Below are 17,726 nucleotides of genomic sequence, written 5' to 3' on the forward strand. Positions count from 1 at the left end.
CAATGGCATCCGACCGTCTCGTCTGTCGCGAGTGTCACCGGGTCAACGATCCGGACAGCGAGACCTGTGACGCCTGTAACTCCTCGTCACTGACGGAGGACTGGGCCGGCTACGTCGTCATCGCCCATCCCGAAGACAGCGAGATTGCAAGCGAAATGCAGGTCACCGAGCCCGGCGCGTACGCGCTCAAGGTTCGGTAATCGCCACAGCCGCCGTGACACCCGACGATAGCAGTTCGACCGACGCCAGCAAACGCGACTACGAGGAGCTACTGGTACTGCCCAAGGAACTTCGCCACGAACTCAAAGAGCCGATGGGCCCGATCGAAACCGACGCCGACCGCCTTCTCGAAACCGTCGACGGCCCGCTTATCACTGTCGGCGATGTCGTCACCTACCACCTTCTCGCGGCCGGCCGCGTTCCCGACATCGCGTTCGTCGACGAACGAACGAAACGCGACGCCGTCGACGCAGAGATCCGTGAGACCGTCGCAACCGAGCCGACCCACGAAGTCATCAATCCGCCGGCTGAACTCTCTGGCGATGTGATTCGCGCGCTACGGGAAGGGCTCACTTCCGACGAGCCCACGACGGTGCTGGTCGACGGCGAGGAGGATCTAGTTGCCGTCCCCGCAATTGCCGCCGCGCCCGAGGGTGCAAGCGTCGTCTACGGCCAGCCCGACGAGGGGATGGTCCACGTGACGGTGACTGCCGAGCATCGCGCGGAGATGCGCGATCTCCTCGAGCGCTTCGACGGCGACGTCGAGCGGCTCTGGGAGTTGCTCGAAATTCGATCGTAGGATCGTAGGATCCGTAGAATCGACCACACGAACTCTCCTTTGCGCTTCGAATTGCGATTCGCAATAGCGGCTCGCAGCGATTCAGAAAACGTATTACCTGACGGACGTGTTCCCCACTATGAGAAAGGCGATCAGTGCCGCGCTCGGGATCGGGCTGGCAATCGGCGGGACGTTATACGTCATGTTCGATTCGAACTTGTTCCTGATCGCCGCCGTCGTCGCACTATACACCGGGTGGGGCTACTTCGCCGTGCGGTATCGCCGAGTACTGATACGCGAGTTCCCGCAGTTCGATCGGTCGAGGGATCGACTCGGGTACGCGATCGGGCTGTTCGGTCTGAGCATCGGTCCTATCGCGTTCAGCCAGCAGTTCACCGCGGGCGATCTCAGCATCCAATTGTTCGTCGGCTACATCGGTGTCGTCGGCTTTTTGCACACCGCAAGCGCCGCGGCTGTCGAGGGCGAGAGCGAATCTCAGTAAGGCCGCAAACGGGGATCGGCTATGCGACGACCGTGTGCTCGAGTACGCCGATACCCTCGATTTCGAGTGCAACGGTATCGCCGTCTTCGAGCCACCGCCCGAGTTCGAGTCCGCAGCCTTCGCCGACGGTGCCGCTGCCGATGACATCACCGGGGAAGAGCGTCTCGGACTGGGAGACGTGTTCGACGATGTCGGCGAAGGTGTGGTACATCTCGTCGACGGTGCCGTCGGACCACACTTCGCCGTCGACGCGAGCGGTCATCGGTGCCTCGAGCACGTCGATGTCGGCTGCGGGGACGAGGTAGGGACCGAGGCCGTTTGCGAAGTCCTTGCCTTTCGCGGGTCCGAGTCGTCCGTTCATCTCCTCGCCCTGGATATCGCGGGCGCTGAAGTCGTTGAAGATCGTGTAGCCGGCGATGTACTCCGCGGCGAACACTTTCTATAGTAGACGTTAGAAATAATTGCTCGTCTCCGGGAGCGAGAGCTGATCAATAGCTGTATCAATCGCTGTTGTGAGCTCGTTGAGTGNTATAGTAGACGTTAGAAATAATTGCTCGTCTCCGGGAGCGAGAGCTGATCAATAGCTGTATCAATCGCTGTTGTGAGCTCGTTGAGTGAGTCAAAGAAGCGATTGCTAAGTGCCGCTTGGAGTTGTCTCCAGCACTCTTCGACCGGATTTAGCTCTGGTGAATACGCCGGCAATGTGACGAAGGCGAGGTCGTCACGGGCCGCCAGGTCCGTGACGGCCGACGCCCGAAAATACGGCGCTCCATCCAACACAATAATCAAGTCATCCTCGAACTCTTGGCATAACGCGAGAATGAAATGTTTTGCGTGATCGGCAGTCACGTACTCTTCAAACCGAGAGAAAAATCGATCACCGTCCTCGGTGATCGCGCCTAAGAGACACGTCCAGTCGCGTTGTCCGGACAGTTCAACAGACGGTCGCGTGCCGCGCGGAAACCACGCGGCACGCGGCTCAACTTGCACGGATTTCTTGGTTTGATCAATACAGACTACTGTGGCGTCCATTTTCCGCCGCTTTTTTTGAGTTCCTCGCGAAACGTTTCTTGGTCCTCAGCATCTGATTCGGCGGCTGTACGGCGTGGTTTTTGGAAGCTCAATCCCGCTTCTTTGAGCAACCGCCGGCAGCTTGGGATTGAGTACTCGACATCGTAGGTCTCCTCGAGATGGTGCTGGACGAGCGCCGGCGTCCACGCCGGCGCGTCGAGCCCAACTTCTTCAGGGGATCTGTGGACTNGACATCGTAGGTCTCCTCGAGATGGTGCTGGACGAGCGCCGGCGTCCACGCCGGCGCGTCGAGCCCAACTTCTTCAGGGGATCTGTGGACTGTTTCTTCGAACTCTTGCTGCTCTTTTTCTGAGAGTTTTCTCTTTCTCCCAGATCGATGAGCATCAGTAACAGCCTGCTCAAGCGACTCGTCAGTATCGAGTCGCTTGAGCCAACTGTAGATTGTTCGCCGGCCGGTGTTATGCCACTCGGCTANCATCAGTAACAGCCTGCTCAAGCGACTCGTCAGTATCGAGTCGCTTGAGCCAACTGTAGATTGTTCGCCGGCCGGTGTTATGCCACTCGGCTAGTTCAGTCTGTGTAACGCCGTTTTTGTACGCAATTGCTGCTAACAGCCGTTGTGTCGACTTCCTTCCCTCGACGTTGTCGAGTGCGTCGTGAAGTTCTTCGACAGAGATCTCGTCGAGATGATCCATTAGAAGCTTCAACAATCTATGGGCGGAAAGTTCTAACGGTTACTATAGNGTGAAGTTCTTCGACAGAGATCTCGTCGAGATGATCCATTAGAAGCTTCAACAATCTATGGGCGGAAAGTTCTAACGGTTACTATAGTTCAATTAACCAACAATCAACCCATCTTGTTCGGATGTTGGTTAAGTTGAGTTTTTTGCGCCCGGGAGAAGGGCGCAGGGCACGAGACGATGCAGTCGCACGTCGACGAGGATTCCTCAACTGAGGTGACTGAGATGAAAGATCCAGAGTCCAGAACCATCTTCGCTGGCGTCGATGGGCGTACCGACAACGAACTACCAGAGTGGTACCGAGAGCGACACGGGGATGCAGACCCTGTGACCTTCGCCGAGGCGATTCGCGATCTTCCGCAGGCCGTCGAGACGACCGTGGCGTACCAGAATCCGTACACCGACGAGTGGGTCGAGACAGAGCGGTTCAACGCGCTCGTCGAGCCGAGTCGGGCTCAGGAGCAGGCCCGAGATGAGGACGCGGACACGGACCCGTTGTTCCACGTTCCCACTGACAGCTACTCGATCATCAACCCAGTCGACGTCTACGGCCCGCTGGAGGAGGTCCTCCGCGAGGAGACCATCGACGAGACGCCGTTGGGCGAGGTGATGTTCGGCGAGATTCGGCGCTACCGGGGCGGCGGCGAGGTCCACATGGACATCATGTTCGACGGCCTCGAGGTGCGCCTTCCCGGCCGGTCGGACCCGATCACGATGGGCGTCACGTCAGGCTACGACTTCTTCGGCGAGCACGCCGTCTACGTGGAAGGGTTCGCTCAGGATGGCTACTGCTCGAACACGATGCGCTCGCTCACCGACAAAGAGGTCATCAAACAAGTCGGCGACGTGCGAAACTTCCGGACCTGGTGGGAGGAGCTCCTCGCACAGGTCGAACTCGTCGCCGACGACCTCTTCGAGTTCATCCGGGACGCCCAGGACATCGACCTCGATTTCTCGGAGCTCCCGTTCACCGTCACGGAGTTCTACACCCTGCTGGGGTTCCCGGACTACCTGGCCGAGCGTGCCGCCGGCGATGCAGAAGCCAATGCGGTGTCCCCATTCGAGATCGACATGTGGACGCTGCATTCCGGCGCTACGTACGCGCTCACACACTTCTTCCAGGGGAAAGAAGGGGCTTCTCTCGATCAGTACGTCCGTATCGCCAACGATATCCTGTTCAACCCGGAAAGCACGATCGAGCGCGTCGAGCAGGCCTACGAGCAGGAGTTAGAGGCGGACGGCGACGACGGGTCGCAGGCATCGCTGGCCGGCGAGCGGGCGCTCGCGAGCATCGAGCGCGTCAGCGACGACCTGCAGGAGAAAGTCGAGCAGTTCGAAGAGCGGGAGGATGCGCTTCGCGAACGGTTCCAAGACGCGATGGCCTGACGCCGCGACGGTGATGTAGTCGTTTGTTCTGTCTTTCTCACCCTTGAGGGGTGGAGGGTCAGGCATGGAACAATCCACAATCAGCGACGGGAGTGACGACGAATTCCCACCTGAGAAGCGTCTCGAAGCACCGAATTACCGATTGGTCAAGGCCGGTATCGCGACGATTCCCGATATGGAGACCCTGCAAGAGTGTGTTGCCTACGAGAACGCCAACCAGAATCGAACGCAGATCCTGCGCCGGCTCAAGTGGAAGGCCGAAGAGCTCCGTGAGGGCGAAGAGTAAGCTCTGTCCTTAACCAACATACTCCGCGTGAGTTCCCCTATCGTTGGTTAACAGACTGTACCTCGGTTTTTCGGACCCCTGAATGGGTGCGGGGCAGCCAGCAGCGACCTCGCGAACCCAATCATGTCCCTCGAGCTGAGCGCCAGCACCGCCCGCGAAATCGCCGCCGCCAGACAAGCAGACTACGTGGCGTTTCTGCATCGAGCCCCGTTCGTGGCCGATGCTCTAGCCCTCGGATTTCTCCCCGGGTTTCGGGAAGACTGTGGGTATCAGACGAATCAGTACCTGAACCTCGAGATTCCCGTCGGGATGCTCGACAACGATTTTCGGAATCCCGATCTGGAGCGGTTCGTCAACCGTTTCTTCGAGTACGAACCACAGGTCGGGGTCATCGGGGACGTCGACGAAATCGACGACGTCGACGCCCACGTCGCTGCTGCTCGTGAGATCCAAGCGAGCTACCCCGAGGCCGAGCTCATCGTCGTTCCGAAGTCGCGGGCGGTGATCGACGCGATACCCGAGACCCTCGTCCTCGGGTATTCACGGGGATACGCCGACCGCCTGGCCCACGAGTTCTCCGACCCAGCCGATTGGAGAGGGCGGCGCGTCCACATCCTCGGCGGGAGTCCGCCCAAGCAGCTCGACGCCATTCGACAGTTGACCCGACCGACACTCACGGACGAGCCACCAGCCGACATCGTCGGCGTCGACTGGAACGGGTTGCATCGCGGCGCACAGTTCGGTGAGTTCTGGACGGCCGACGGCTGGGACGACAGCGGTCGCGACGCCGACCACGTCACTGTCCGAAAGACGGTGCGCCACAGTCTCGCTCGCGTCCGTGAGTTTTGGAGGACCCACGGAATCTGGCCCGAAACGACACCGCAAGAAGAGGGGCTCGACGTCGAGTACGAGAGACCGAGTCCTGCCGATCTCGAGGACGCCGCCTGTACTGAGTGCGGGACGAACGTCTGGCGAACTCGCCGCGGCCCGTACGTCGCCGAGTACGATACCGGCGCAATCTGTGGATATTGCAGCTACGAGTGCTACTTCAACCACCGTCACCGGAACAACCTGGAGGAGATCGCCGGCGAGCAGAGCGTCTACCTCCCGCCGGCATGATTTCGTGAATTGTTTTTTGTGCCCCCGAAAGGGCGAGAGCTCTTTCGAAAGCTCTCAGAGGTGACTTCCAGTGAGTCAACAACAGCGTCCTGACAACGTCTCGATCGACGAGATCCCGGTCGATATCGACAACACGCAATCAGCGGAGGTCGATCCCGCCTACGTCCCCGACGAAATCGAATCCATCACCCGTGGGCTCGCCGGTAAACAGCCGCCGACGAATCCGCTGGTCGTGCTGAAAGCGGCCCGGTGGTGGTACATTCACGGCAAGGGCGGCATGGATCCCGCCTTCCAGTGGGCCATCGAGTGGGCGCGTCACCTTGCGACCGACACGCCCAGCGACGTCGAGCGGTTCGACGAGTTCCTTGAGTACCTTGTCACGGTTGGCTTTGCGGACGAACGCCACGAGCTCCGCTGACCGACAGAGCGGTTTTTGAACGCCCCGGAGTGGTGCGGCGCGGTCTGAACAGACGCAGTCGCCGTGAACTCGATTCGGTGAACACGATGTCCACGACCAGAGACTCGTCGGTCTCCTTCGACCAGACCGACACGCGATCCGACGAGATGAACAGTACCATCGAACAGTGGATCGACGACCTCGTTGCCGGCGTCGACGACGCGCAGGCCAGCGCGGAGTTCCAGGAGTGGCTGGACGTCCAGAGTCGCTTCCACGACTACTCCTACCGAAACACGCTCCTCATCAAGCGGCAGTGTCCCGAGGCGACCCGGGTGGCGGGCTACCGGACGTGGCAGGAAGAGTTCGACCGCCACGTCACGGAGGGCGAGTCGGCCATCTGGATCTGGGCACCAATCATCACGAAGCAGTGCCCGGAGTGCGAGAATTCGCCGAGCTACCACGAGGACAGTGACTGTAAGTACGACGAGACGCCGTCCGAGGAGTGGTCCGAGGGCCTAGTCGGGTTCAAGCCCGCGCCGGTGTTCGACGTCTCCCAGACCGAGGGCGAGCCGCTTCCCGACCTAGACACGGAAGCGACCGGGGACGCTGGCGACCTCGTCGAACAGTTGACTGCCGCCGCTGATGAGGTCGGTGTGACGGTGCGAATCGTTCCCGACGAAGACTGGAGCCACGGTGAGGCGAAGGGCATCTGCGAGCAGCTGAGCCTCGTCGACGTCCAGCCGCTCGTCGAGGTGCGTGATCGGGAGAACGAGGCCGACCTTGCGCGGACGCTAATTCACGAGTACGCGCACGCCCTGCTCCACTTCGACGTCGACGACGACATCGAGCGGTCAAAACGCGAAGTCGAGGCCGAGGCGGTCGCGTATGTCGTCGGGCGGTACTGCGGGCTCGACACTAGCGGATCGGCGTTCTACCTCGCTGCTTGGGAGTCAGACGATCCCGAGGTCGTTCGCGAGCGCCTTGGGCGGATTAGTCGAACCGCAGAAGAACTCATCGACGTTCTCGAGGGCGAATCCTCGTCCTCACTCAGTTAACCAACACGGTGATGGATTTCTTCCGCTCTGTTGGTTAAGTTTTCAGCGCCCGCTGAGGGGCGGAGGCGCGTTCTGACCTCCGTCGAATGATGACTGAACCCTATCTCACGACAGTCCTCGAGGAAGCCGAGCACGTTGCCGAGCAGCACGACCAGGTCGCCCGAACGACAGACAACCAAGCCCACGAGTACCTCCGATACGCTGTCCTCCGAGTGCTCGAAGGCGAGGCGGAACATTTCCCAGCAGAATGGACGCCGATCGACGGCGTGACCGTTGGCTACGGGAGTGACGACGCGATGTACGACAGCTGGGGCTCCAGCGAAGGCTGGTGGGATACCGTCCCGCCGCAAGAAGCGTGTACCCGCTTCCGGGTGTTCTTCCCGACCGACCACCAGACGGTTCCCCGCGACATCGTCGACGTGATGGCCGCGCTCGGAGCCTGGCGCGTCTGGACTGGGAACGCAGCGGCGTGCGGCTCCTACGACCATCGCGAACGCCGCGAGGTCCACTACCTCTGGCCGGAAGGCCATCCGGTGGAGGAAGTGCTCCACGAGCGGCTCAGTGGCCCTGCGGAAGCCGTCGCTCCGGACGGTGGCCGAACGGGCGACGTTCGCGACCGACTGGTCGTCGACGAGAACGCAGAGTCACAGAACGATCTCGAGCCCCGCACCAAGCGTGCCGTCGCCGAAGCGATGGACGTCTCGCTCCTCTCGAAAGGTGGCCGCTACGAGGTGCAGTCCGCGTCCGGCAACAGGTACGAAGTCGACATCATCGACGAATCGTGTACCTGTCCCGACTGGCAGCAGCGCTCACCCGAAGGCGGCTGCAAACACCTGCGTCGCGTCGATCACGAGATCAAACGGGGCCGCGTTCCCCGACCAGACGGCCGCCTCCCTTCCCCGTAGGTAGTGATTGAGCTACTCCATGGGACGGACTGTGTCGCCATCTCGACGAATCCGGTCGAACGTTGAGAGATACGCGATCCGGTCCCGAACCTCCTCGTCATCCAGCTCCAGTTCCGCGGCCAGTTCGTCGACGGTCATCGGTTCATCGAGTGCCTGGAGGACTTCGAGCCCCCGGTAGTACCTATTCGTGAGCTCCTGGACGCGGGCCTCGATCGGCGTGGTCACTCCGTACCGCTCCTCGAGTTCGACCAGGGCCTCGTTCGCGAACGTGGCGAACTGATCGTCCCCCAAGCGTTCGATCTGGGCTTCGAGTTCAGCCCGGACGACGTCGTAATCGAGGCCGGCCTGCACGAGCATATTCATGTCCTCGATGTCGTCGTCGCGGCCTGCGATCGCCTTGAACAGGAAGATGTCCTCGTTGCTGACCAGCCGGACCGTCAGTCGCTCCAGGCTGAGGAACGGCTCGCTGCGCTCTTGCATACCGTCGGTGAGCACGAGCTTGTTCGCGACCTGCTGGTTGAAGATATCGAGACGACACCCATCGTCGTTCTCGACGCAGCTCGTCGCCCCCAGCGCCCGGTAATCTGGATCCAGCGATGAACCTCCGCATACCCGAGGTCCATCAGGACGGCCCACAGCTGACCATACGCGTCGCCATCTGGGACGACCAGGTCGATATCTTTCGTCGCCCCCTTGAGGTCGCGCAGCGACATCGCGCCACCACCGATCAGGTAGACCGTGAGCGGTTCAGATAATCCGTCCCCGATTCGCTGGAATTCGTTCTCGATGTACTCGCGTCCGAATGTTGGTCTCATTGTGGTAGTGGCACCTCGTAGTCAGCCGCCAGCTCCTGGAACTCGTCCCACTTCGGGAGCCGCTCGTCATCGACCTCGCCGTGCGTCTCGAGGTAGCGGAGCAAGGCGTCGATTTCGTCTTCGAGGCCATACTTCGCCGCCTGCTCTCGGAGGACCTCCTCGTCGACGTCGACGTGGCTGAGCAAGAGGAGACAGTACGAGCGGTGGCGACTGCCGTCGTCGATTATCAGCGTGTGACAGCAGAGCTCCGCCGGCGAGACTGCGTCGAGCTCCTCGGAGTAGAAGTAGTAACGGTGGCCGGTGAGCAGGAACTGGAGGTCGAAGGCCGCGAATCGAGCGAGGCCGGTTTCGTGGAACGCCTCCGCGTCGATCTCCGTCTCGGTCTGGGCGAGGAATTCGTCGTAGTCCTCCCAGAGAATCGTACCCTTCGGGGCAACGGCTTCGAGGCGCTGGCGATGTAGATGATGTGCGAGTTCACGGGCGAACTCGTGGAGGCGGTCGAAATCGGCGTTGAACTCGTAGCGGCCGTCGGCCGTCCCGACGAGACCACGGTCGCGAAACCGCTTGAGAACGCGGTTGACCGTGTTGCGGTAATTGTTGCTCCGGTCGGCGATCTCGGAGACCGTTCGCGGCTGGTCGAGGTAGTACAACACCTCGAGTGCCTTGCCGGTCAGTAGCTCGGGGAAGTCGATGTGGGAGTGCTGGCGGACGAGGTCCTGATAGAGTTCGACGGCGCGAGCATCCGACGGGACGACTCGTTTTCGCCGGCCATCGCGTTCCGTGTAGACGAGTCCCTTTTCGACGAGGTCGCCGACGGCACGAGAGAGGTAGCTCTCGCTGTGGTCGAGCTTCGTCGCGAGCTCGGAGATCGTGTCGCCGGGGTCGACCGTGGCGAGGACCTCGAGTTCGATGCGCCGGAGCACGGTGTAACATAGTACGAAACTTGTATATAAAGAAGTTTCGAGTAGTGTTACAGCCAGCGATCGCGAGAACCGTCTCTATCGTCTTAACCAACAAAACTATGGATTCGTGAGCCGTGTTGGTTAACACGAGAGTAGCCGATGTCCTACGAACCCCCAACCCCACCGGCGAACCTTCCGACAGAGACCGTCAACATGCTCAATGAAGCCACACCGGAGCATCTTCGGGACGTTGCCAGCTACGCCGAGGCGTTGGCCGAACACAAAGAGCGGGAAGCTCGTCTCGAGGAGGAGGTGGACGACGCCGACGTGGAGGAGCGCCCCGATGACCTCCCGGACGACGTGCCAGCGAAGGCGACGATCACGATCAAGGAAATCAACGACAACCGCTACTACTACTGGCAGTGGCGGGAAGGAGATTCAGTGACGTCGAAGTACAAAGGGCCGGTGAATCCCGACGAGTAGACGAGATTGAACTGGAGCCAGATGTTCGTTTCAACGTGATTCGTAGCGTAGCAGATGACACCCCCCGGAGTGTGAATGGGATCGGTTCACCCGACACCCCTCAGTGTGAATGGGCTACCAACAGGTACTCTCTGACGGGACTTCACGTTGATAGAAGCCATAGAAACACATGGATAGATTACGCCTTGTTTACCCCCACACCCCTCAGTGTGAATGGTCCACCACCCAGGGTACCGCGATTAAGAAGTCCTTAACAGCAGAAGTCCTCACGCCGTAGGGAGGGTTCTCGCCTCAGTGACGAAGCTTCGGCTTCGGCACAAGGCCTCGCCTTTCAGAATACGTCCACTCGGAGGACTGTTTAGACTGTAGTATAATAAAGATAACTACAACTGCGGTGCGGTGCAGTAGCGGACCGGGTCAGCTACCGTGGCAGAACGTGTAAGCCGCCCTCCGTGCCGTAATAGTTCCTCAGACGGACGACACAGCTTCTATGGGTCGAGTCCGGCTCCATCTTTACAACAGTCGTGACCTATGGGGGACCATTCACACCGAGGGGTGGGGGTGTCACCATCCCATCAATGTCTGGAGTTCCGGCGTTGAGTTGATCAGTCCAGTTCGTGTACTCTCCACGTCTCCTTGGAGCGAATACGACCTGAACTTCCCCTGATCTCCGCCTTCCTTCTTTTTCGATTCGAGAACTCCTGTCGTCACGTGCTTGTTCAGAAGCTCAAGCGCACGATTGTACCCCTTGGGCTCTACTTCGACGTCCCGTGCTACTGTTTGGTAAACCTCGTGAATCTCTGACGTCCGGAACCATTCTTTCTCCGGGTTATTCCGGTCAAGACGTGTGAGAGCAAACAGGAGTAATTTCCCGGACAACGGAGTCCCTTTCACCATCTCCATAAAGAGCTCAACTTCGACGAGTTCGTCAGCTTCGAGAACGTGATTCGCGGTCACGATATCATCGCCTTCTTCGTCGGCGATCTCGCCCGCATTCCGGAACAATCGGACTGCGCGTCGAGCGTCGCCGTGTTCTTCAGCTGCGAGTTCAGCTGTAGTTGGAATCACCTCGTCATCGAGAACACCGTCGTAAAATGCGTCCCGTCGATTTTCGAGGATTGCAATGAGCTGGTCTTCTTCGTACGGTGTGAACGTTCGGTGTTCTGGCTGGAGAGTCGATTGAACCCGTGACTCGATTTCTCCTTTAAATTCGATGTCGTTCGAAATCCCGATTGTAACGACTGGGAAGTCAACGTCGTCTTTTGATTGTGTCCGTGATAGCGTGTAGAGGACCTCGTTGACTTCTCCGTGCTTGTCGATTTCATCGATGATGACGACGAGGCCACCAGAAAACTCCCGCTGAACAACGGGCCACAATTTCTGGTCGCGATAATGCTCGGCTGAGAGGCCCTGATAGGGGACATCGAGCGGGTTCTCTGCTTTCGCGTTCACCTGCTCTGCGATCTTTCGGAAGGTGGAGGTATACGTAGAGATGGGGTCTGGATTAATGTAGGCAGTAACGATCGGGGAGTCCGTTCCTGCAGTTGCTGCTTCGAGCCGCTCACAGACGTGTCTTGCAACTAGTGTCTTCCCCGTCCCGGTTTCGCCCCACTCCAAGACGTTATCCGGGACGCTGTTTGTCCGCATCTTTCGGAGATTCTTGGCCAAGAATGTGATATGGTCGTCTCGTCCGACAATTCGATTGGCGTCAGGAACGTTATCGATCTCGAGCAACCACGGTTTCTCAAAAATATCCGATTCGTCTTCGCTATCCCCCTCGTCGACATTTAATATCTCGTCGACGGTTGTTTGCGTGGAATCGTTGTTTGGCATGGACGGACCAATTCGCCCCATTCACATATAGGTTGCCCACCCTCGGTGTGATTGATTTGCCTCCATTCACACTCCGGGGGGTGTTCCAGAGAACAAGACCCCCCAGAGTGTGAATGGAGACCCCCCAGAGTGTGAATGGACTTGACCTCGTCGCCCACTTGTGATTTGCTCACCTCAGATGATATCTGAGCCTACTCATTCGTTCCGGGCCGCTGTGAACTCCGTTAGCTCCACCTCCTGGGTCTCGGCGAGTCTCCGTCGAATGTCTGTACGATCCCACCCAAGCGGCAACAGCACGCTCTCGACAGCTCTGACCAGCTGCGTCTCGTAGTACGAGGCGTCGTAGGTCTCGATCTCCTCGTGGGCGAGGGCGACACGGTCTCGCGAGGATTTCTCGTCGTCGACGACCACGTACTCGATATCCTGGCCCGGGTGGACTGCCAGATCCTGCTCGCGCGCCCGTTTCAAGGCCGCCACGTTCTGGGTATTCTGTGAGTAGCCTTCCAGCGGCTTGGAAACACGATTCCGCTCGACGAGCCGCTCCACTGCTACGTTGCCCGCCTGCAGTTGGTCGATTGCTCGTTCGAGACGTCCGAGTACCGCGTCCGGTGACCGCGTGGCATCGAGCCGGTCGAGACAGTCCCGCTGGACGTCCTCGATGAACGGCGGGGTTGAGCGCTGCCGGGCTTCGATGCCTCTGATCTTGAAGTCGTATTCGCCGGCGACCTTCCCGAAGTACTTCGTCAGCGCGCCGGCGTCGCTCTCGCGCTGCGGCACGAACGCCACCCAGTCGTAGTGGGCTTCGTGTTCGAGCCGAATCTCGACGCGTTCCGTGATCTCCGTCGCGAGCGTCTCGAGGTCCTCGCGGTCATCGTCGTCGACGTCGGGGTCCGGGGTCACCCAGATGGAGTCGACGATGCCGTGGACGACGCGCCAGCCGCCAGCTTCCAGTCGCTGTTTCGCCGTCAGCAGAATCTCGCGAGCGAACGCGTTGATCGCTTCGTGACACTCGATGCGGCCGAACTTCGCGTTGCTAAACCCTTGATAGCCGAAGCAGGCGACGAGGATCCACTTCAGTGCGCCCGACCGTCCCTCGAGTTCCGCCAGTCGGTCCTCGTCGGGGTCGTCCCGATCCTTCTCGCGACGGATGGCCGCCTTGATCTCGTCGCGGGCGTCGATGATCGGCTGCAGCACGTCGACGAGGTAGCCCCGGTCGTCGCAGATCGAGTATCCGAGGCCGGGGACGTCGTCGCGGTCGCTGTGGCAGTCACACCGGATGACGTCCGGCGAGACGTTCCGGGTACAGATGATGTTCGGATACAATGAGGAGAAGTCGAGTTCGTGGACGTTCTCGTGGAGGCCAACCTCGGGGGCGAAGATGAATCCGCCGCGGTCGGCATCGTGGAGCGTCCCCATCGGCTTGTAGAACTCGTGGCGCCAGGAGTTCCACGGGACGAGGACGCCGCGGTCGTGAGCCTCACAGATCTGGATCGCCGTGAGGACGTTTCCGATCGACGCCCACGCAAGCTCCTGGACGGGCTTCTTTGAGCGCGACACAAGGTCCAGGACGCCGTCGAGGTTCGTCTCCCCGTAGAAGAATGTGTTCGACTCGTCGATGATCGCCCGACCGGGCACGTTGTACCGCGCCGGGGAGTGACCGACGCGACCATAGCTCGAGTACGTCGACCGGCTCGCGAGCTGCTGATAGTCGACGTCCGGCCACCTGCTCAGCGAGAAGTCGTCGACGCCGGCGTCCGTCGCCATCTCGTGGAGGGTCGGGACGATCTCGCTCGTCGAGCAGACCAGGACGTCTGGATCGTGTGCTTCGAGCGCCCCCTGGACGGCGGTCAGGAGATCCGTCGGCGAGCCGGTGACGGTGTCGCCGGCGACGGACAGCTCCCCGTAGACGTCGCTGCTTGTTTCGGTCACCGGGACGCTGAGCCGGAGCGTCGACAACTCGCTCGCCGGCGTCGGATCGGCACCGGTCTCCAGACAGTACCGGAACTCCCGCGAGAGGTCGACGTTGAAGCAGGCGAGATCCCCGACTGGATAGTCCGACAGCTGGCGCGCTTGCCGGGTGAGTGGGGTGACGCGGTCGATGTGGGCGACATCGACCGCGAGGACTGTCTCCTCGTCCCGTCGAAAGCCGGGCCGTCGCGCAACCGTCTCGGTCGCGACGACGTCCGGGTGCTGGTCGTACACCGACTGGAGTGTCATGAGGTTGAGGTCGGTCGCTGGGTCGCGAGGGGCGACGTAGAATCGTGGGGTGTAATCATCGCGCTCGGTCGCGACGGCGCTGTCGGCGGTTGCCTCCCACTCCAGGACACGACCGTCGTCCAGAAAGTCGATACTGAACGGCATCGTCACGGGTTTGCGTCCGGTGGAGCGACCTCCTCGTCATAGTGTGCTGCGACCGCGTCTTCGAGCTCCTCGAGGCGCTCTTCGTGGTCGTCGAGGCGGGCCTCCTGTTCAAGATCGATGCTGAGTAGCGCCGGTAGCAGCGGATTCTGGTGGTTCAACAGCCCGCTTGCGTCGGCGTGCTCGCGGGCGTACTCGAACAGCCGGTCGAAGCGCGGCTGGTCGCGACGCCGCAGTGCCCGCCGGAACTCCGCCCAGCGCTCTTCGATGGCCCGCAGTGCATCACGGTAGGTTGGGTTCGTACGCCCCATCGCTATCGTCCTCCTGACCCGGTTGCGGTCCAGGCATCGAGCAAGGGGTCTGCGGTTGCCGCCACCGTCTCACCGTCAGCTGTGACGCCCGTCCCGACACCCTCCGAGGTCGGCGTCGACGGCGCCGGCGTCGTCGGTTCCACGCCGACCTGCGTAGCGCGTGCCGCGAGCAGCTGCCGCCAGTACGCGAATGTCGTCTGGTAGTACGCGCCGTCGTCGACGGGATAGACGAGCGTCTCGAAGTCCTCGCCGATGACCCGTGGCCCCATCCGAGTTTGCTCGCACTCCAGATGGTGGTCGGCGACCGTCGCGACTGATTCGGTGAATTTGTTTCGTTCGTTTCGCGTAACGAGAACCGGGATGTCGTATCCCTCGGCGTAGGTCGCCAACCGGGCGAGAGTTCGAGCCTGAAGAGTTTCCGCGTGGGTTTCGCCGAGGGTATCGTCGGCGCGGTACTGGGCGTCGACGACCGGCGCGACGATGAGGGCGGGCGTGTGGGGCGACGTGTCCTCGTCACGACTTGGTGCCCTTCGACCGGCCGCCCTGGCGTCGGTGGTGGACATCTGGATCGACTTGTTCACTGCCGTCGGGAGATCACAGACGGCGCCGTAGTGCTGGTAGGCGGTGAATCCGCGTGCCACGTGGATTCGGTTGAGCAACCGTTGACTGGGGGCTATCTGCGTCAGCGTGGCCGTCGTCGCAAGGCCGTTTGCGTCAATCCAGAAAGCGGGCCCATCGTGCAAGAGGAGATGATCGAGTACCAATGACTGAAGGATCGGAACACCCCGATCACCGTCGACATCGAGGAGCGTGATACCGTCCTCAAGAGAGGGAAGCAGCATTCCGTCTGTCGCTGGATCGGCTTGATTAGCCAGATTCTGGTTGCGGTCAGCGCTCCGTGTTGGCTGGTCTACCGCCAATCGGTTCGACGTCGATGTGGAGCGGTCGGGCATACTCCAGTAGATGGCCACGTACCAGATAAGCCGCGGCGTGTCGCTTCCGCATTTCCAAGAAATGACTGAGTAATGCGGTACATCGGACTCAGGCGCTGGATTTTGGCGATCGTCCGAAGGTTTCCGAGAAGGCTTCCAGAATGACCTTGGTTCGGATGATTCGTAGCGAGTGGGCCCATCCTTTCAGGTTGGGTCTGAGCGACAACACAGCCCCACAATCCAGTGTTACGGCTTGTCTGGATGTTCCACCGCCTCTAGACCGGCTTCGATAATCTCTTGATAGGCTTCTTCGAGGTCCTTGTCCTCTTGTTCGGCGTAGTCTTTCACCCGCCCATTCAGTGTGTGCGAGATGTCGATGTTCGGTCGCATCGTTTGTGTCCAAAAGACATTTAGACATTCAAGAACAAATGTCTGTTGTCGTGAGGCGAACCAATACGTTCGCGGTGCGACCGCTCTCCGAGCAGGATGAGCAGCTGCTCCGCGAGCTGTTGGACGCCTCCGCCAGCCTCTGGAACGAACTGAACTACGAGCGCCGCCAGAACTACTTCGACGGCGACTCCGTATGGGATACTGCCGACTACCGCAAACAGTACGTCGGTGTCCTCGGCTCCGCTACTGCCCAACAAGTCATCCGTAAGAACAGCGAGGCGTGGCGGTCGTTCTTCGCCGCCTGCGAAGATGGCGAGGACACAGCCCCTCCCGGTTACTGGGGCAACGACGAGGCCGGTAGAGAGTTGCGGACGTACATCCGTAATGACTCCTACACCATCGAAACTGGTGAACGGAGTCGCCTCGAAATCCCGGTCGGCCAAGACCTGAAAGATGAGTACGGACTTGGCTACTACGACCGCCTACGGCTCGAAGTCTGTGGCGCTCCCAAGTGGGACGGCGAACAGGGCCGATTGGAACTGTACTTCGACGAGATCGACGACACGTTCAGAGCCATTCAGCCTGTCACTGTCCCGGATTCTCGACAGGATTCACCACTAGCCGACGAATCGGCTGCTCTGGATGTAGGCGCGAACAACCTCGTCGCCTGTACCACCACCACCGGCCAGCAGTATCTCTACGAGGGACGCGACCTGTTCGCCCGCTTCCGTGAAACCACCGAAGAAATCGCGAGGCTCCAATCGAAACTCCAAGAGGGCCGAAACAGCAGTCAGCGGATTCTATCCCTGTACCGCAAGCGAACGCGCCGCCGCGACCACGCCCAAGACGCTCTCGTGCGGAATTTGATCGAGCGACTATACGACGAAGGTGTCGATACGGTGTACGTCGGCGACCTTACGGACGTGCTGGTGGACTACTGGAGCGCGGAAGTGAACGAGAAAACCCACCAGTTCTGGGCGTATCGCTCGTTCATCGATCGTCTCGCCATGACCGCCGAGGAGTACGGTATCACGGTCGAAGTCCGCTCAGAAGCATACACGACGGCGGAGTGTCCAGTGTGTGGCGAACGAGAGAAGACGGAGCGGGATGGCGACGTGTTCCGCTGTTCGTGTGGCTATGAGGGCCACGCCGACCTCGGTGCGTCACGGACATTCCTCGAACGACAGGCTGGCGTAAATCTGGACGTCGGGTCGATGGCACGGCCCGTGCGCCTCACGTGGGACGACCACAACTGGTCGGAGTTATCACGCTCTCCCGAGAGGGCAAGTCCCAACGAGGAGCGCACAAACCGGAGTACCCGCACGGGGAAACTTGCCTCCGTGGGTGCGGCATAGCCAATATCCCTACCGGAGGAATCCCATTCCTTCAGGAATGGGAGGGTGTCAATGGGCGCGATCTGGGCGAGTGTACTAGTTGTCCACAGTCCCGATACGCTTCGCCGTGGCGCTTCCGCGTTTCAGGAAAGCCACGAGATAGATGGC

At 60.4% G+C, this 17,726-nt stretch carries 17 protein-coding genes and 3 pseudogenes; 11 read left to right on the plus strand and 9 right to left on the minus strand.

Translation table 11 applies throughout. The features are described from left to right. Window positions 1-2 precede the first annotated feature (2 nt). The 3 genes from spt4 (at window position 3) to C484_RS06815 (ending at window position 1,280) form a co-directional block, all read left to right on the plus strand. Window positions 3-200, plus strand: a complete 198-nt coding sequence (spt4, locus tag C484_RS06805) for a transcription elongation factor subunit Spt4 (protein ID WP_006107700.1) — start codon at window positions 3-5, stop codon at window positions 198-200. 14 nt (window positions 201-214) lie between these two features. Continuing rightward, the gene (locus tag C484_RS06810) at window positions 215-799 is read left to right on the plus strand and encodes a GTP-dependent dephospho-CoA kinase family protein (protein ID WP_006825205.1); all 585 of its coding nucleotides are present in this window, start codon (window positions 215-217) and stop codon (window positions 797-799) included. 118 nt (window positions 800-917) lie between these two features. After that, window positions 918-1,280, plus strand: coding sequence for a hypothetical protein (locus tag C484_RS06815; RefSeq protein WP_006825206.1), 363 nt, complete (start codon window positions 918-920; stop codon window positions 1,278-1,280). A gap of 19 nt (window positions 1,281-1,299) precedes the next feature. Here the strand turns inward: C484_RS06815 and C484_RS06820 are convergent. Both C484_RS06820 and C484_RS22850 read right to left on the minus strand, forming a co-directional pair. Next, a pseudogene (locus C484_RS06820) lies at window positions 1,300-1,710 on the minus strand (fumarylacetoacetate hydrolase family protein); the annotation flags it as partial. A gap of 110 nt (window positions 1,711-1,820) precedes the next feature. Continuing rightward, a pseudogene (locus C484_RS22850) lies at window positions 1,821-3,007 on the minus strand (IS630 family transposase). A gap of 270 nt (window positions 3,008-3,277) precedes the next feature. Between C484_RS22850 and C484_RS06835 the strand changes: the two are divergent. From C484_RS06835 to C484_RS06860, 6 genes are all read left to right on the plus strand, one after another. Further along, window positions 3,278-4,438 (plus strand): hypothetical protein, encoded by a 1,161-nt coding sequence (locus tag C484_RS06835; protein WP_049915114.1) that lies wholly within the window; start codon window positions 3,278-3,280, stop codon window positions 4,436-4,438. Window positions 4,439-4,502: 64 nt separating this feature from the next. Continuing rightward, a complete protein-coding gene (locus C484_RS06840; protein ID WP_006825210.1) occupies window positions 4,503-4,724 on the plus strand; it encodes a hypothetical protein in 222 nt (73 codons plus the stop codon). A 123-nt stretch (window positions 4,725-4,847) separates the two neighbouring features. Beyond that, window positions 4,848-5,843, plus strand: coding sequence for a DUF6610 family protein (locus C484_RS06845; protein ID WP_006825211.1), 996 nt, complete (start codon window positions 4,848-4,850; stop codon window positions 5,841-5,843). 70 nt (window positions 5,844-5,913) lie between these two features. After that, entirely contained in the window at window positions 5,914-6,261 is a 348-nt protein-coding gene (locus C484_RS06850; protein WP_006825212.1) for a hypothetical protein, read from the plus strand. Between the two features lie 86 nt (window positions 6,262-6,347). Beyond that, window positions 6,348-7,295 (plus strand): ImmA/IrrE family metallo-endopeptidase, encoded by a 948-nt coding sequence (locus tag C484_RS06855; protein ID WP_006825213.1) that lies wholly within the window; start codon window positions 6,348-6,350, stop codon window positions 7,293-7,295. A gap of 89 nt (window positions 7,296-7,384) precedes the next feature. Beyond that, complete coding sequence (locus tag C484_RS06860; protein WP_006825214.1) at window positions 7,385-8,200, plus strand: hypothetical protein; 816 nt, start codon at window positions 7,385-7,387, stop codon at window positions 8,198-8,200. A 12-nt stretch (window positions 8,201-8,212) separates the two neighbouring features. On the opposite strand, the pseudogene C484_RS24765 reads toward C484_RS06860, so the two are convergent. Together C484_RS24765 and C484_RS06870 are read right to left on the minus strand one after the other, a co-directional pair. Beyond that, a pseudogene (locus C484_RS24765) lies at window positions 8,213-9,015 on the minus strand (DUF6036 family nucleotidyltransferase). Continuing rightward, window positions 9,012-9,938 carry a helix-turn-helix transcriptional regulator gene (locus tag C484_RS06870; RefSeq protein WP_006825217.1) on the minus strand — a complete coding sequence of 309 codons (927 nt, stop codon included), beginning with the start codon at window positions 9,936-9,938 and terminating at the stop codon, window positions 9,012-9,014. The pseudogene C484_RS24765 and the gene C484_RS06870 overlap by 4 nt, the downstream one beginning before the upstream one ends. Before the next feature lie 138 nt (window positions 9,939-10,076). On the opposite strand from C484_RS06870, the gene C484_RS06875 reads away from it, so the two are divergent. After that, window positions 10,077-10,400, plus strand: coding sequence for a hypothetical protein (locus tag C484_RS06875; RefSeq protein ID WP_006825218.1), 324 nt, complete (start codon window positions 10,077-10,079; stop codon window positions 10,398-10,400). Window positions 10,401-10,964: 564 nt separating this feature from the next. Here C484_RS06875 and C484_RS06880 read toward each other — a convergent pair. The 5 genes from C484_RS06880 to C484_RS23370 all read right to left on the minus strand — a co-directional run bounded on the left by C484_RS06880 (window position 10,965) and on the right by C484_RS23370 (window position 16,224). Next, entirely contained in the window at window positions 10,965-12,233 is a 1,269-nt protein-coding gene (locus tag C484_RS06880; RefSeq protein WP_006825219.1) for an orc1/cdc6 family replication initiation protein, read from the minus strand. Window positions 12,234-12,428: 195 nt separating this feature from the next. Further along, on the minus strand, window positions 12,429-14,594 hold the full coding sequence (locus tag C484_RS06885) for a type B DNA-directed DNA polymerase (protein ID WP_193364805.1): 2,166 nt from the start codon (window positions 14,592-14,594) through the stop codon (window positions 12,429-12,431). A 2-nt stretch (window positions 14,595-14,596) separates the two neighbouring features. Further along, complete coding sequence (locus tag C484_RS06890; RefSeq protein ID WP_006825221.1) at window positions 14,597-14,902, minus strand: hypothetical protein; 306 nt, start codon at window positions 14,900-14,902, stop codon at window positions 14,597-14,599. A 2-nt stretch (window positions 14,903-14,904) separates the two neighbouring features. Continuing rightward, on the minus strand, window positions 14,905-15,744 hold the full coding sequence (locus C484_RS06895) for a hypothetical protein (RefSeq protein WP_006825222.1): 840 nt from the start codon (window positions 15,742-15,744) through the stop codon (window positions 14,905-14,907). Between the two features lie 336 nt (window positions 15,745-16,080). Then, window positions 16,081-16,224, minus strand: coding sequence for a hypothetical protein (locus C484_RS23370; protein WP_004514842.1), 144 nt, complete (start codon window positions 16,222-16,224; stop codon window positions 16,081-16,083). A 38-nt stretch (window positions 16,225-16,262) separates the two neighbouring features. Between C484_RS23370 and C484_RS06900 the strand changes: the two genes are divergently transcribed. Next, complete coding sequence (locus C484_RS06900; RefSeq protein WP_193364803.1) at window positions 16,263-17,579, plus strand: RNA-guided endonuclease InsQ/TnpB family protein; 1,317 nt, start codon at window positions 16,263-16,265, stop codon at window positions 17,577-17,579. Window positions 17,580-17,726 lie beyond the last annotated feature (147 nt).

Origin of the sequence: Natrialba taiwanensis DSM 12281 (assembly GCF_000337595.1) — an archaeon.
Lineage (GTDB): Archaea > Halobacteriota > Halobacteria > Halobacteriales > Natrialbaceae > Natrialba > Natrialba taiwanensis.